Genomic DNA, 14,403 nt, shown 5'->3' on the forward strand with positions numbered 1-14,403 from the left:
CCAATGGCCACGTTACTTGATGGAAAACGGGTCTGGGCAGAAAAGAATCTGAACCAGATTTAATCTGACAGACACCTGTATAAATAACCGGTAACTGTCAGATCAGGTCTGAGCTAGTACATATTAGCCATCGATATAAAAAACCCCGGCGAACCGGGGTTTTAACGGCTTAATCATCCAGGAAGCTGCGTAGCACTTCCGAGCGGCTTGGATGGCGCAATTTACGCAATGCTTTAGCCTCGATCTGACGAATACGTTCACGCGTAACATCGAACTGCTTGCCCACTTCTTCCAGCGTGTGGTCAGTGTTCATGTCAATACCGAAACGCATACGCAGAACCTTAGCTTCACGCGCTGTCAGGCCAGCCAACACGTCGTGAGTGGCAGAACGCAGACTCTCTGAGGTAGCCGAATCCAGCGGTAACTCTAACGTGGTGTCTTCGATAAAATCGCCCAGATGCGAATCTTCATCATCGCCAATCGGCGTTTCCATGGAGATTGGCTCTTTAGCAATTTTCAGCACTTTGCGAATTTTATCTTCCGGCATCAGCATGCGCTCAGCCAGTTCTTCAGGCGTCGGCTCACGGCCCATTTCCTGTAACATCTGACGCGAAATACGGTTGAGCTTGTTGATGGTCTCAATCATATGCACCGGAATACGGATGGTACGTGCCTGGTCAGCGATAGAACGGGTAATGGCCTGGCGGATCCACCATGTGGCGTAAGTTGAGAACTTATAACCACGACGATATTCAAATTTATCAACCGCTTTCATCAAACCGATATTACCTTCCTGAATCAGGTCAAGGAACTGCAGGCCACGGTTGGTGTATTTTTTGGCGATTGAAATCACCAGACGCAAGTTGGCTTCCACCATCTCTTTCTTCGCACGACGCGCTTTGGCTTCACCAATCGACATGCGACGGTTAATATCTTTTACTTGTTCAATGGTCAGGCCGGTTTCTTCTTCAATCTGTGCCAGCTTCTGCAGGGAGCGCATGACGTCATCCTGCACTTCTAACAGCTTCTCAGACCACGGCTTATTCATTGCCAGCGCCGCTTTAAACCAGCTTTCATTGGTTTCGTTGCCAGTGAACAGGGTGATGAAGTTTTTCTTCGGCATTTTGCACAGTTCAATACACAGCTTCATGATCAAACGTTCCTGAGTACGGACACGTTCCATCATTTCACGCATATTGTTCACCAGGTAATCGAACTGCTTCGGTACCAGGCGGAACTGTTTGAATACGTCAGAAAGATTCTGAATTTCGGCGACGGCATCAGCGTGGCTGCGGCCTTTGCTTTTAATGGCGGTACGCGTGGTTTCGTACTGCATGCGCAGGTCAGAAAACTTCTCACGCGCCAGTTCCGGGTCGATTGAGTTATCGTCATCGGAGCTGTCGTCGTCATCTTCTTCATCTTCTTCTTCATCGTCACGATCTGCTTCGGACAATTCAGAACCGACGTGCGTTGCGGTCGGTGCAATATCTTCTTCAGCATTGGGATCGACGAAACCAGTGATCAAATCGGACAGGCGTGACTCACCTGCTTCAACTTTGTCGTACTGATCCAGCAGATAGGTGATCGCTTCCGGGTATTCAGCAACGGAGCATTGAACCTGGTTAATACCATCTTCAATACGCTTAGCGATGTCGATTTCGCCTTCACGCGTCAGAAGTTCAACGGTACCCATTTCGCGCATGTACATGCGCACCGGGTCAGTGGTGCGACCAATTTCAGATTCAACGCTGGATAATACCTGAGCGGCGGCTTCCGCGGCATCTTCGTCAGTATCGGAGCTGTTTTCGTTCAGCATCAGATCGTCAGCATCCGGGGCTTCTTCAACTACCTGGATGCCCATGTCGTTAATCATCTGGATGATGTCTTCGATCTGATCGGAGTCGACGATATCTTCCGGCAGATGGTCATTGACCTCAGCATAGGTCAGATAGCCTTGCTCCTTACCACGGGTGACAAGAAGCTTGAGCTGTGACTGCGGGTTTTGCTCCATAAGACGGTATCCACACTTCTGTTAATTAGATTGGTGTCGGTCGGCAGCGAGCCAACGATAGCAGTGAAGGCGTTGTATTATTGCCGCTGCCCTCATCGCGGCGTGGGCTATGCCCATCAGTTATCGGCACTTAAGCCGCAAATTTTTACTGTCCGAGGCTGCCTTACTTGCCATTTGCAGTGCTCATCACCCTTACGTACTTCAGCACGCTCCGGTTATTGCGCGCTGGCAGCGCAGCAATGGCGGCGCCTCTGGAACGATATTTATGTCGGGCCTGGCGACGACACCAGCGACCCTAAATTGTAGGTAAGTCTGTAAATCATGCCGGCCCGCTTTTTTGTGGTTCCGAAAAGCAAGCCAGATAAAACTGTTATTTTTTTGCCAGCGCCTGGCTTAATGCCCAGAATTCGCGGCGCTCCTCAGCGCTTAAACCTTGGGTACGATCCCGTGCGATTAATGCTTCAAGGCGTTGTTCCAGCGCGGCGTCGTAAACACTGGCCAGCGAATCCTGAAACACGGCTTCGGCTTCTTCATCTACTATCATGTGGTTCCAGATTGCCAAAGTTTCAAGCGTCTGGCTAAAATTTGTTCCGCGATATAACTCTAGTAGCTGCCCGGTGGTCAAGCCAGGATTCTCGTTACACCGGCTGACTAACTCGACAAACAACGGTAAACCGGCCATTTTCGATTCGGCCAGCCCGTCAAGTGATGGAACCCCGTTCGCCAGCTGCGGATTTTGTATCAGCAAAGCGACCAGCACGCGCATGGTCGTGCGTTTAAGCGGGGGGGCAACCGGTGCCGCTCCGCTTGCAGCCAGCCTGGGCATCAGCTTTTCGAGCTGATTGTCATCCAAAATACCGAGCTTATTACCCAGTTCCTGGCGCATATAAATACGCAAGGTTTCACCGGGGATCTGCGAAATCAATGGCAGCGCCAGCGTGCTTAAACGCGCTTTACCGTCGCGTGAGCTGAGATCAACCTGCGGCAGCAAAGAATCAAACAAAAAAGAGGAGAGCGGCATTGCCTGATCCATACGCGCTTCAAATGCGTTTTTACCCTCTTGGCGTATCAACGTGTCGGGATCTTCACCATCCGGCAAGAACATAAAGCGTAGCTGACGACCATCATTCATATAAGGCAATGCTGTTTCGAGCGCACGCCATGCTGCTTCGCGACCCGCTCGATCGCCGTCATAACAACAAATGACATTGTCGGTACTGCGAAACAGCAGTTGAATATGTTCGGCGGTAGTTGATGTGCCAAGCGAAGCTACGGCGTAATCAACCCCAAACTGCGCCAGTGCGACGACATCCATATAGCCTTCAACCACCAACAGGCGGGCCGGCTCAGGATGATTTTTCAGCGCTTCATACAGGCCATAAAGCTGACGGCCTTTATGAAAAATCGGTGTTTCTGGCGAGTTAAGGTATTTAGGCGTGTCGTTACCTAATACGCGTCCACCAAAACCAATGACACGGCCTCGCTTATCGCGAATCGGAAACATCACACGCTCGCGAAAGCGGTCATAGGTCCGGCCTTTATCATTGGTCACTAACATGCCGGCTTCCATTAACGATTCACGATCGTCTGGTTGCTTACCGAAACGTTTGAGAACATTGTCCCAACCGGCCGGCGCATAGCCAATCGCGAAATGATTAATGATAGCGGGACTCAGACCGCGGCGATCCAGATAATCGCGTGCAGGCTGTGCACTGGACTGCTGCAGGCCTTGCTGATAAAAACCATTCAGGTTATCCATCAGTTGATAAAGACTTTGCCGCTGATGACGTTCCATCGGCGTTGGCCCGCTGCCAGCTTCATAAGGCACTTCCAGACCATGGGAAGTGGCTAACTCTTCGATACTTTCAACAAACTCGAGACGATCATAATTCATCAAAAAATCGATAGCGTTGCCGTGAGCACCACAGCCGAAACAGTGATAAAACTGTTTTTCGCCGTTTACGGTAAAAGAGGGCGTTTTTTCGTTATGGAAAGGACAACACGCGTGGAAGTTCTTACCCTGCTTTTTCAGCTTAACGCGGGCATCGATAAGATCCACGATGTCCGTGCGGGCAAGCAAATCATTGATAAATACGCGTGGAATTCGTCCAGCCATATGCCCCAAATTTTTAGCTCATAAACGACAACAAGCCGCGCTTCCTTTCGGAAAGCACGGCCTTTTACTTGACTCGGTCTGCGTGTATCACACGGTGGAGGCGAACCTCCAGGAGAACTTAGTACAGACGAGTGCGGCGTGCGTTTTCGCGAGCCAGTTTCTTGGCGTGACGTTTAACAGCAGACGCTTTAGCGCGCTTACGTTCGGTAGTCGGTTTTTCATAGAATTCACGACGACGAACTTCAGCCAGAACGCCTGCTTTTTCGCAGGAACGCTTAAAGCGACGCAGTGCTACGTCGAACGGCTCGTTTTCACGTACTTTAATTACCGGCATGTAACTCTCACCTCAATAAAATTCGGTTTTTGCTGCTGACTGCGGCGCCAGCACATTTCAAAATGGTGCAGCATGTTACTCCAACTCGCGTTGGTTTGTAAAGCACCATGTATAATTTGAAACCAACAGGAGCGTTTGCCTTTGCGGCTGCCAGTTTTTTTCAGGAGCGAGAGTATAGCGCACTACTCAGGCGGCAGAAAATCACTTTTTGCAAGGAGTGGCCGCTCTGTCTGCACATTTGCTGTGCTAAACTGCGCGCCGCAAGAAAGAGGTGACAAATGCGAATTCTGGGTATTGAAACGTCGTGCGATGAAACCGGCATCGCAATTTATGATGACGAGGCCGGGTTGCTGGCTAATCAGCTTTATAGCCAGGTGAAACTGCACGCCGATTACGGCGGCGTGGTGCCGGAACTGGCCTCACGCGATCACGTGCGTAAAACGGTTCCGCTGATTCAGGCCGCGCTGAAACAGGCTAATTTACAGCCGCAACAAATTGATGCAGTGGCGTATACCGCAGGGCCAGGCCTGGTCGGGGCGCTGCTGGTTGGCGCGACTGTTGGTCGCGCGCTGGCTTTTGCCTGGAAAGTTCCGGCGGTGCCGGTACATCATATGGAAGGACATTTGCTGGCACCGATGCTGGAAGATAATCCACCCTCGTTCCCGTTTGTTGCACTGTTAGTTTCTGGCGGCCATACGCAGCTGATTAGCGTAACCGGCATCGGTGAATACGAACTGCTGGGCGAGTCAATTGATGATGCCGCAGGCGAAGCTTTTGATAAAACCGCTAAACTACTGGGCCTTGATTATCCCGGCGGTCCGATGTTGTCAAAAATGGCGCAGCAAGGCACGAGCGGGCGTTTTACGTTTCCACGTCCAATGACCGATCGCCCAGGTCTGGACTTTAGTTTCTCCGGCCTGAAAACCTTTGCAGCCAATACTATTCGCGACAACAATGATGATGCTCAAACGCGTGCAGATATTGCGCGCGCGTTTGAAGATGCAGTCGTTGATACCTTGTCAATTAAGTGCAAACGAGCCTTAGATCAAACGGGCTTTAAGCGGCTGGTGATTGCAGGGGGAGTCAGCGCCAATCGCACGTTGCGCGAACAGATGGCCCTTATGATGCAAAAACGTGGGGGAGAAGTTTTCTACGCGCGTCCTGAGTTTTGCACCGATAATGGCGCAATGATTGCTTATGCAGGCATGGTGCGTCTGAAAGGCGGAACGCGCGGCGCATTGGGGGTGAGCGTTCGTCCGCGTTGGCCGCTGGCCGAATTACCCGCTATCTGATGTGAGAAAAGCCGGTTCGCCGGCTTTTTTACGGTTTGCGTTTCTTCTTACGCTTCCAGACCCGGGTTTCCTGCCCGCGCCATAAGCGCTGAATATTGTCGTGATGTCGCAACAATATAAGACAAGAAAGCATCGAAACCGGAAAAGTAAACTGCGGTTTGAACCACCAAACGTAGAACGGAGCAATCAGCGCGCTGACAATCGGCCCTAGCGATGAATAGCCGCTCAACAGCACAGTCAACAGCCAGGTGCCGGTCATCAATCCTGTTAAATCCCAGCCAATCGGCGCGATCGCACCAAATGCTGTCGCCACCCCTTTACCGCCACGAAAACGAAAAAATACCGGATAAATGTGGCCAAGGCAGGCGGCAATTGCCGTTAAGCCTAAATAAAGCGGCGTGATGTGTAACTCATAGGCCAGCCAAACCGGCACCATACCTTTCAGCACATCGAAGATCAGCACGCAGGCAGCCGCTGCTTTGCCGCCAATGCGTAATACATTGGTCGCGCCAGGATTACCTGAACCGTGTGCGCGGGGATCGGGCAGACCAGCGAGTTTGCAAACCAGAATCGCACTGGAAATCGAACCGCAAAGATACGCGAAAATAATCATACCAAGCGCGATAGCACTCATAACAAAGTACCGTTTCCTTTAGGGTCGTTTTGTTCACTTCAACCGTGGATAATACGCATAATCTGTCGGAAGTGGTATCCGGCTTAGCCAAAAACAGAGACTGACATCATGGATATTGTATTTATAGAACAACTCACGGTGTTCACCACCATTGGCGTTTACGACTGGGAACAGGGCATTCAGCAGAAGCTGGTGCTCGATGTCGAAATGGCATGGGACAACCGACTCGCGGCAATCAGCGATGATGTAAAAGCGTGTCTGAGCTATGCCGACGTGTCCGAAGCTATCCTGACGCATTTAACCGGCAGCCGTTTTGCGCTTGTCGAACGGGTGGCTGAAGAAATTGCGGATCTGTTGATGAACCGTTTCAATTCGCCGGGCGTGCGCATAAAGGTAGCCAAACCGGGGGCTGTAGCGCAGGCGGCGCAGGTTGGCGTGCGAATTGAGCGCGGGACTATTCCTAAATAAATTCGATGTGATTGCCATCACAGTGAAACCAAACCAAATTATTGTTTGTCATAGCAAGTGCCGTTTCGTTGTTTAGCGTGAAATAAACAAAAACCTGAAGGTTTTATTCAGACGAAAGCCGGCAAAATTTAAGACGATAGCTTTGGATTACCGTCTTTTTAGTAGGTTTCATACGGACAGAGGGAAAATTTGATGGCAGACATTCATCAGCTTTGGGTAGCTGCAATCCTGGGCGTTGTGGAAGGGCTAACGGAGTTTTTACCGGTATCTTCCACAGGGCACATGATTATAGTGGGCCACCTGCTGGGCTTTGAAGGGGAAACGGCTGAGACGTTTGAAGTCGTGATTCAGCTAGGATCGATTCTGGCGGTAGTGGTGATGTTCTGGCGTCGTCTGTTTGGCTTAATCGGCATTCGCTTTGGTGAAGTAAAGCATGAAGGTATTGGCAGCGGACATTTAACATTAATTCACATTCTGCTCGGTATGGTGCCGGCGGTAGTGATAGGCCTGGCCCTGCATGACCAAATCAAAACATTATTTAATCCCATAAACGTAATGTATGCGTTAGTGGTGGGCGGTGTGCTGCTACTGGCCGCAGAGTACCTTAAACCCAAACAGCCAAAGTCGGTGGGAATTGACGACATCACTTATCGTCAGGCGTTTATGATTGGCTGCTTCCAGTGTCTGGCGCTGTGGCCTGGCTTTTCGCGTTCGGGCGCGACTATCTCTGGCGGGATGCTGATGGGCGTGAGTCGCTATGCGGCCTCTGAGTTCTCGTTCATCCTGGCTGTACCGATGATGATTGGCGCAACCGGCTTGGATCTTTACAAGAGCATTGGCTTCCTGACCATGAACGATTTGCCGATGTTTACGGTCGGTTTTCTTACCGCTTTCGTGGTCGCGATGATTGCCATCAAAGTTTTTCTTGAGCTGATCAAACGAATCTCGTTCGTTTCATTTGCAGTTTATCGTTTCATCGTTGCCGCTGCGGTTTACGCGGTATTTATGTAAAGCCTATCGCGGCCAGTCAGACTGGCCGCGAAGCCGCAATCCCTTCCGCGACGGCGGTAATACGCCGACGCGTCAGTTCTTCCCGCACTTCGATTCCTTTAAATCCCGCATCAATAACTGCTTTGGTTGGTACGGCCTGCGCCAGGGCAAAAGCGCGACGCAAATAATCACCCTGTGGATAGGCCAAGCTCTCTAACCCCGCCCGACCACGCGCATCGGCTTCGCTGGTGAGCGCCATTTGCTCCACGCGCTGTGGTTTGCGCCAGGCATCAATGCGATCAAATAATGAAATTAACGAATCCGCTGACTGACGCTCAATGGTGTGCACAATGTCATGAAACTCGGTGACTACCAATGCCAGATCGCGAATGGCATTGGGCACGCGCAGGCGCTGGCACAAGGCTGCCACCATCGGCACGCCAGCCGGACCATGGCCGTGATGGCTTGGCCATTTTTCAGGCGGAGTCAGGGCCTTACCAATGTCATGGAATAGCGTGGCAAACCGCACTTCAATCGAATCAGATAAGGCTGCAGCCATCGCCAGGGTCATTAGAGTATGTACGCCAGTATCAATTTCTGGGTGCCATTTCGCTGGTGCCGGAATTCCGAACAGGTTATCAATCTCCGGGAACAATACGTTAAGCGCGCCGCAATCACGCAGCACCTGAAAATACACCTGGGGATTATGCGATGTAAGGGCTTTTTCGGTTTCTTTCCATACACGTTCGGGGGTTAACGCAGCCAGTTCGCCACTTTCCACCATCGTCCGCATTAAAGACTGTGTTTCATCAGCAATGCGGAAATTAAGGTGGGCGAAACGGGCAGCAAACCGCGCCACACGTAACACGCGCAGCGGATCTTCATTAAAAGCCGCAGAAACATGGCGCAATGTGCGTTCAGCAATATCGCGTTGGCCGTGATAAGGATCGAAAAGCTGCCCTTCTTCGGTTTGTGCGATGGCATTAATCGTCAAATCGCGTCGCTGCAGATCTTGCTCCAGCGTCACATCGGGGGCTGACCAGGTCACAAAGCCGGTATAGCCTTTTCCGTTTTTCCGCTCAGTACGGGCCAGTGCATATTCTTCACGGCTTTTCGGATGCAGAAAAACCGGGAAATCGCGGCCAACCTGCTGATAGCCCTGCTCAAGCATGGCCTCAGGCGTGGCGCCAACCACCACCCAGTCTTTGTCTTTAACCGGCAGGTTCAACAGTGCATCACGTACCGCGCCGCCTACAAGAAACGTCTTCACTCAACAACTCCAGAGGTAAATAAGTGACTTGCGCGCCTGTGGGCATCCTGCTCCTGAATCCCGGCGTGCATGTTGCTCTATTGTTGCACATATTCATCAGATTGCAGGCATGCGAAAAAGGGCATCTATCGATCCCCTTTCTAAAACAATCAGATAAGCATTAGTTCATCCAGCGATCTTTTTTCTTACGGCTGGGAATCATATGCGGTAATAACAGGCCCAACAGCAGTCCAACGCCAAGTACGCCGCCGCCATACATAAACCACTGCATAATAATGGTGCGCTGCTTGTCATCTAGCTGGACGTTAGCCGCACTGACTTTTTTCTGCGCGACGATCAGCTCGTTTTTCAGTTTTTGATTTTCATCTTTTAGCCCAGCGATCACGCTATCGCTCTTCGCGACTTTGTTCTGCATCTCTGAGGTGCGTTGATTCCAGCTGTTATCGATATTACCCAGCTTATCAGTGAGATCTTTAACCTGCTGCTCAAGCTGCGGCACGCGCGTGCGCAGGCTTGGACTCGCGCTCAGCTGCGATAAGGGAATCCAGGTGGTACGGCCTTCCGCATCACGGATCTGCCCATAATTTGTATCGTTATTGGTCTGCAGCAACTGCACTTCTTCACCCGCGTTCAGCTTACCGAGCAGGCGATACTGATCGCCAGGTCCGCTGCGAACCCAGGTTGATAATTCGTCAGAGATATAGCGTTTTTCGTCGGCGTGGGCAGGAGCAAGGGCACTGAGAGCCAGCAAAGTAATTCCAGCGAGTGTGATTTTTTTCATTAAATTTCGTATTTGCTTGATGACTAAAAATTTACTGGCACAGTCTGGAGAGGCATCGCATAAATCTGAATGGGAACTATCCTGGTCTCATTTACCTGCAAAAAGGGCTGCGAAAGTGCAAAGAAAGCAGAGACAGCCTGGCTTCTGTGCATTACTCTTCGCCTGGTATACCCTTTAGACTCAGACTGCAATCAGAGTAATTTACTGATTGTGACGTGGAATATGCGGGTTAAACCCTCTCAAGTGCCAGCGGCGTATTGAATAAAAAATTATGACCATTGAAACAGAACTAAAGTTCATTGCGACATCAAATGCTGTTGAAAAATTGGCAGCAACGCTCGCGGCATGGCCGCATCAGTATCAGGCTCCACGCGAGTTAACCAATGTCTATTTCGAAACGGATGACAATCAACTGCGTCGTTGGGACATGGGGCTACGCATCCGTGGCGTTGATAAACGTTATGAAATGACGCTCAAAGGCGGCGGCAAAACATTAGGCGGTTTGCATCAGCGTCGGGAATATAACGTCGCACTGGATAAGGCGAAACTGGATATAGCGCAACTGCCCGCTGAAATCTGGCCACAGGGAACCGATGTAGTTGCATTACAGCAGCGTTTGCACCCGCTTTTCAGTACGCATTTCCAGCGCGAAATTTGGCTGATTACGTTTGGCGGCAGCGAAATCGAAATTGCATTTGATCGCGGTGAAGTCGCGACTGAACAACTCAGCGAATCGTTATTTGAAGTCGAGCTGGAACTAAAGCAAGGGCAGCGTAGCGATATACTGCTTTTTGCGCAACAGCTGGTGACGATGGGCGGGCTACGACTCGGTAGCCTGAGCAAAGCGGCGCGCGGTTATCACCTGGCGCAAGGTAACCCGCCACGCCCTGTGCGCGCTTTCCCGGTGCTGAAAACCGATGCAAAGGCAACGGTAGAAGAGGGGATGGTTGCTGCGCTATCCGCCGGGCTTAACCACTGGCAATATCACGAAGAAGTCTGGCTGCGTGGCGATGCTTCAGCACAGGATGCGGTGCGTGAAGCACTGGAGGCTTTGCGTCAGGCCTTTGCTGTATTCGGCGCGGTCGTGCCACGTAAGGCCAGCAGCGAGTTGCGCCAGAAACTCACCCTGTTAGAAGAGACGTTAGTTCACGATGACGTGGAAGCGCAGACATTCTGTTTTTCCGCGCTTTCTGTTGATACCCAGTTAGCACTTACTCACTGGTTGGCTGAATCTCAGTGGCAGCAATGGAGTGATGAAAAAGGCCAGGCCAAGCTTCAGGCATCCTTTAAGCGCTTCAGCGATATTATGCTGGCGCGTATCAACGCCGATCTAAAAGAGACATTTCTTTCGGTTAAGCAGCCCAACGAATTTAATGACAAAGCGACGCGCCTTGCGCGCCAGCTATTAACGGTTCACTTGCTGGCTGGTGCGTATTCATCAGAGGCGGTGGCGATTTGGCTGGGTCGATGGCAACAGTTGCAACTTGCGATTCAGTCACAGGCGAAAAACGATTTACCGTGGCTGGCCGGGCAGGCCATTAAGCAGCCTGTTTTTTGGAAGAGCAGTAGCGCGCCACGCTAACTTTGCACACAAGCAGGGAGAGAATATGTTGCCAGCATTACCCGCATTGTTACTCTCGCAGGCTGAAAAGGCCGCCGGGCAGTTGAACGTGCCTTCTGCTTCGTTAAGCACAGAGCAGGCCGCTGGCCTCGCGTTCAGCGATTTTGTCGTAGAAAATTTGCAACAGCATCCTGACTGGTGGCAGGCTATCCAGCAACAGCCACCGCAGGCTGATGAGTGGCAACATTATGCTGACTGGCTGGCGCTGGATATGCAGGGAGTAGATAGCGAAGCAGCATTGATGCGGGTGCTGCGTCTGTTTCGCCGCCGCATGCTGGTTCGCATTGCATGGATGCAGAGTTTGCAGCACGCAACAACTGAACAGACTCTGCAACAGTTGAGCGTATTAGCCGAAGTGCTTATCGGCCAGGCGCGCGACTGGGTGTATCGGGATTGTTGTCAGGACTTCGGCACGCCATGCAATGCGAAAGGCGAGGCTCAGCCGATGTTAATCCTCGGCATGGGCAAGCTTGGTGGGGGAGAACTCAACTTCTCATCTGACATTGATCTCATCTTTGCCTGGCCCGAAAACGGCGTGACGCGCGGAGGACGTCGGGAGCTTGATAACGCCCAGTTCTTCACCCGTATGGGACAGCGGCTAATCAAAGTACTCGACCAGCCCACCATGGATGGTTTCGTTTATCGCGTTGATATGCGCCTGCGCCCGTTTGGCGACAGCGGACCTTTGGTGCTGAGCTTTGCCGCGCTGGAGGATTACTATCAGGAGCAAGGCCGTGACTGGGAACGTTATGCCATGGTCAAGGCACGTCTGATGGGGGATAACCAGGATCGCTGGAGCCAGGAATTACAGCAGATGCTGCGGCCCTTTGTTTATCGGCGCTATATCGACTTCAGCGTGATTCAGGCGCTGCGTAATATGAAAAGTATGATTACGCGTGAAGTACGGCGGCGTGGCCTGAAAAACAATATCAAACTCGGTGCAGGTGGTATCCGTGAAACCGAATTTATTGTGCAGGTCTTTCAGTTAATCCGGGGCGGACGTGAACGCTCACTTCAGTTACGCGCCCTGATGCCCACGCTTTCAGCAATACAAGAGCTGGCGTTATTACCCACAGAGCAGGTAGATACCCTCCGCAACGCTTATCGGTTTTTACGCCGCCTGGAAAACTTGCTGCAAAGTCTTGCCGATGAGCAAACCCAAACCTTACCTGACGAAGAACTTCATCGTGTACGTCTGGCATGGGCGATGAACACGGACAGCTGGGCGACATTAATTGAGCAGCTGGACAGGCATATGTCTGCCGTACGCGCCATATTTGATGAATTAATTGGCGAAGATACGCCGGAGATTGGCGATCAGCGCGAACTGGCTGAATTCACCGTGTTATGGCAGGACACGCTGGAAAATAACGAACTGGCGGCACTCATGCCGCAACTGAATGACGAACAGCGGCGATCGCTACAGCAAACACTGGACGCGTTTCGTCAGGATATAAACCGTCGCACCATTGGACCACGTGGACGTCAGGCACTTGATCAGCTTATGCCGCGTTTGCTGAGTGAAGTGTGTCCACGCCAGGATGCAGCGATAACCTTTAGTCGTTTAACGCCATTGCTACTGGGTGTGATAACACGCAGCACTTACCTTGAATTGTTAACCGAATATCATGGTGCGCTTCGCCATTTAATTCGCCTTTGTGCCGCTTCACCCATGGTTGCCAGTCAGCTGGCTCGTCATCCTTTACTACTGGACGAACTGCTTGACCCCGCCACGCTGTATCAGCCCACCGCGACCGATGCGTATCGCGATGAGTTACGTCAGTATCTGATGCGCATTCCCACTGATGACGAAGAGCAACAGCTTGAAGCGTTACGTCAGTTTAAGCAGGCGCAGCTTTTGCGTATTGCAGCGGCAGACATCGCTGAGACATTGCCGGTGATGAAAGTGAGCGATCACTTAACCTGGCTTGCAGAAGCTATCATCGAGTCGGTGGTCCAGCAGGCGTGGAATATGATGCTGCAACGTTACGGACGTCCTTCGCATCTTAAGGATGATAACGAACGCGGTTTTGCGGTATTAGGCTACGGCAAGTTGGGTGGCTGGGAACTGGGTTACAGCTCCGATCTCGATTTGGTGTTCCTGCACGATTGTCCGTTGAATGCAGTAACCAACGGTGCGCGTAGCATTGATGGCCGCCAGTTTTACCTGCGTCTGGCGCAGCGGGTAATGCATTTGTTCAGTACCCGTACTCCATCCGGCGTTCTGTACGAGGTTGATGCTCGCCTGCGTCCGTCTGGCGCGGCCGGCATGCTCGTTAGTACTTTTACGGCCTTTAATGATTATCAGCATCATGAGGCCTGGACATGGGAGCATCAGGCGTTAGTACGCGCTCGCGTTGTTTTCGGCGAATCATCTTCCGGGGCACGCTTCAACGACATTCGCCGCGGAGTGCTATGTCTACCGCGTGAAGCCAGTAAACTGCAAACCGAAGTGCGGGAAATGCGCGAAAAAATGCGAACGCACCTCAGCAATAAGCACAAAGGGCGCTGGGATATTAAGGCCGATGAAGGTGGTATTACCGATATTGAATTCATTGCGCAATATCTTGTCTTACGCTACGCCGCACAACAACCTGCATTATCACGCTGGTCGGATAACGTGCGGATTTTCGAGCTAATGGCAACGTATCAAATAATGCCAGAGGCTGAAGCACAAGCGCTGACGCAGGCATACGTTACGCTGCGTGATGCGTTGCATCACCTGGCATTACAGGCGTTGCCTGGCCACGTTGATCCTGAAGCGTTTGTGGCTGAACGGCAAACGGTGAAACACAGCTGGCAATACTGGCTGGTCTCGCCAGTTTCTCTCTGAGCGCGTGGCTGATAGCGCCATTCACAACTGTGATATTATCCGCGCACTATTTT

11 protein-coding genes are annotated in these 14,403 nt (G+C 51.6%); 5 read left to right on the forward strand and 6 right to left on the reverse strand.

Going from position 1 to position 14,403, the window contains the following annotated elements; translation table 11 throughout:
- Positions 1-169 precede the first annotated feature (169 nt).
- The 3 genes from rpoD to rpsU form a co-directional block, all read right to left on the reverse strand.
- On the reverse strand, positions 170-2,011 hold the full coding sequence (rpoD, locus tag QRY16_RS09240; protein ID WP_289776367.1) for an RNA polymerase sigma factor RpoD: 1,842 nt from the start codon (positions 2,009-2,011) through the stop codon (positions 170-172).
- A gap of 370 nt (positions 2,012-2,381) precedes the next feature.
- On the reverse strand, positions 2,382-4,127 hold the full coding sequence (gene dnaG, locus QRY16_RS09245) for a DNA primase (RefSeq protein ID WP_289776368.1): 1,746 nt from the start codon (positions 4,125-4,127) through the stop codon (positions 2,382-2,384).
- Positions 4,128-4,245: 118 nt separating this feature from the next.
- The gene (rpsU, locus tag QRY16_RS09250) at positions 4,246-4,461 is read right to left on the reverse strand and encodes a 30S ribosomal protein S21 (RefSeq protein WP_001144069.1); all 216 of its coding nucleotides are present in this window, start codon (positions 4,459-4,461) and stop codon (positions 4,246-4,248) included.
- Between the two features lie 278 nt (positions 4,462-4,739).
- Between rpsU and tsaD the strand changes: the two genes are divergently transcribed.
- Complete coding sequence (gene tsaD, locus QRY16_RS09255; RefSeq protein ID WP_193406367.1) at positions 4,740-5,753, forward strand: tRNA (adenosine(37)-N6)-threonylcarbamoyltransferase complex transferase subunit TsaD; 1,014 nt, start codon at positions 4,740-4,742, stop codon at positions 5,751-5,753.
- Between the two features lie 28 nt (positions 5,754-5,781).
- Here the strand turns inward: tsaD and plsY are convergent, their stop codons facing one another.
- Positions 5,782-6,387, reverse strand: a complete 606-nt coding sequence (plsY, locus tag QRY16_RS09260; RefSeq protein WP_289776369.1) for a glycerol-3-phosphate 1-O-acyltransferase PlsY — start codon at positions 6,385-6,387, stop codon at positions 5,782-5,784.
- Between the two features lie 108 nt (positions 6,388-6,495).
- On the opposite strand from plsY, the gene folB reads away from it, so the two are divergent.
- Positions 6,496-6,855, forward strand: a complete 360-nt coding sequence (gene folB, locus QRY16_RS09265) for a bifunctional dihydroneopterin aldolase/7,8-dihydroneopterin epimerase (protein ID WP_193406369.1) — start codon at positions 6,496-6,498, stop codon at positions 6,853-6,855.
- 192 nt (positions 6,856-7,047) lie between these two features.
- Positions 7,048-7,866: an undecaprenyl-diphosphate phosphatase gene (bacA, locus tag QRY16_RS09270; RefSeq protein WP_193406370.1), complete on the forward strand. Its 819-nt coding sequence runs from the start codon at positions 7,048-7,050 to the stop codon at positions 7,864-7,866.
- Positions 7,867-7,882: 16 nt separating this feature from the next.
- On the opposite strand, the gene QRY16_RS09275 is transcribed toward bacA, so the two are convergent.
- Positions 7,883-9,115, reverse strand: a complete 1,233-nt coding sequence (locus QRY16_RS09275; protein ID WP_289776370.1) for a multifunctional CCA addition/repair protein — start codon at positions 9,113-9,115, stop codon at positions 7,883-7,885.
- Positions 9,116-9,275: 160 nt separating this feature from the next.
- Complete coding sequence (locus tag QRY16_RS09280) at positions 9,276-9,896, reverse strand: TIGR04211 family SH3 domain-containing protein (protein ID WP_289776371.1); 621 nt, start codon at positions 9,894-9,896, stop codon at positions 9,276-9,278.
- Between the two features lie 271 nt (positions 9,897-10,167).
- Between QRY16_RS09280 and QRY16_RS09285 the strand changes: the two genes are divergently transcribed.
- Positions 10,168-11,478 carry a CYTH domain-containing protein gene (locus tag QRY16_RS09285; RefSeq protein ID WP_289776372.1) on the forward strand — a complete coding sequence of 437 codons (1,311 nt, stop codon included), beginning with the start codon at positions 10,168-10,170 and terminating at the stop codon, positions 11,476-11,478.
- A 25-nt stretch (positions 11,479-11,503) separates the two neighbouring features.
- Positions 11,504-14,350 (forward strand): bifunctional [glutamate--ammonia ligase]-adenylyl-L-tyrosine phosphorylase/[glutamate--ammonia-ligase] adenylyltransferase, encoded by a 2,847-nt coding sequence (glnE, locus tag QRY16_RS09290; protein ID WP_289776373.1) that lies wholly within the window; start codon positions 11,504-11,506, stop codon positions 14,348-14,350.
- Positions 14,351-14,403: the final 53 nt, after the last annotated feature.

The organism is Mixta mediterraneensis, from assembly GCF_030283135.1.
In the GTDB taxonomy this organism is placed as follows: Bacteria; Pseudomonadota; Gammaproteobacteria; order Enterobacterales; family Enterobacteriaceae; genus Pantoea; species Pantoea mediterraneensis.

Excerpts from the sequence above, each read along its gene's own strand:
- rpoD (WP_289776367.1), bottom strand. The coding sequence starts at position 2,011 with ATGGAGCAAAACCCGCAGTCACAGCTCAAGCTTCTTGTCACCCGTGGT.
- QRY16_RS09285 (WP_289776372.1), top strand. The coding sequence starts at position 10,168 with ATGACCATTGAAACAGAACTAAAGTTCATTGCGACATCAAATGCTGTT.
- plsY (WP_289776369.1), bottom strand. The coding sequence starts at position 6,387 with ATGAGTGCTATCGCGCTTGGTATGATTATTTTCGCGTATCTTTGCGGT.
- folB (WP_193406369.1), top strand. The coding sequence starts at position 6,496 with ATGGATATTGTATTTATAGAACAACTCACGGTGTTCACCACCATTGGC.
- QRY16_RS09280 (WP_289776371.1), bottom strand. The coding sequence starts at position 9,896 with ATGAAAAAAATCACACTCGCTGGAATTACTTTGCTGGCTCTCAGTGCC.
- bacA (WP_193406370.1), top strand. The coding sequence starts at position 7,048 with ATGGCAGACATTCATCAGCTTTGGGTAGCTGCAATCCTGGGCGTTGTG.
- rpsU (WP_001144069.1), bottom strand. The coding sequence starts at position 4,461 with ATGCCGGTAATTAAAGTACGTGAAAACGAGCCGTTCGACGTAGCACTG.
- tsaD (WP_193406367.1), top strand. The coding sequence starts at position 4,740 with ATGCGAATTCTGGGTATTGAAACGTCGTGCGATGAAACCGGCATCGCA.
- glnE (WP_289776373.1), top strand. The coding sequence starts at position 11,504 with ATGTTGCCAGCATTACCCGCATTGTTACTCTCGCAGGCTGAAAAGGCC.
- dnaG (WP_289776368.1), bottom strand. The coding sequence starts at position 4,127 with ATGGCTGGACGAATTCCACGCGTATTTATCAATGATTTGCTTGCCCGC.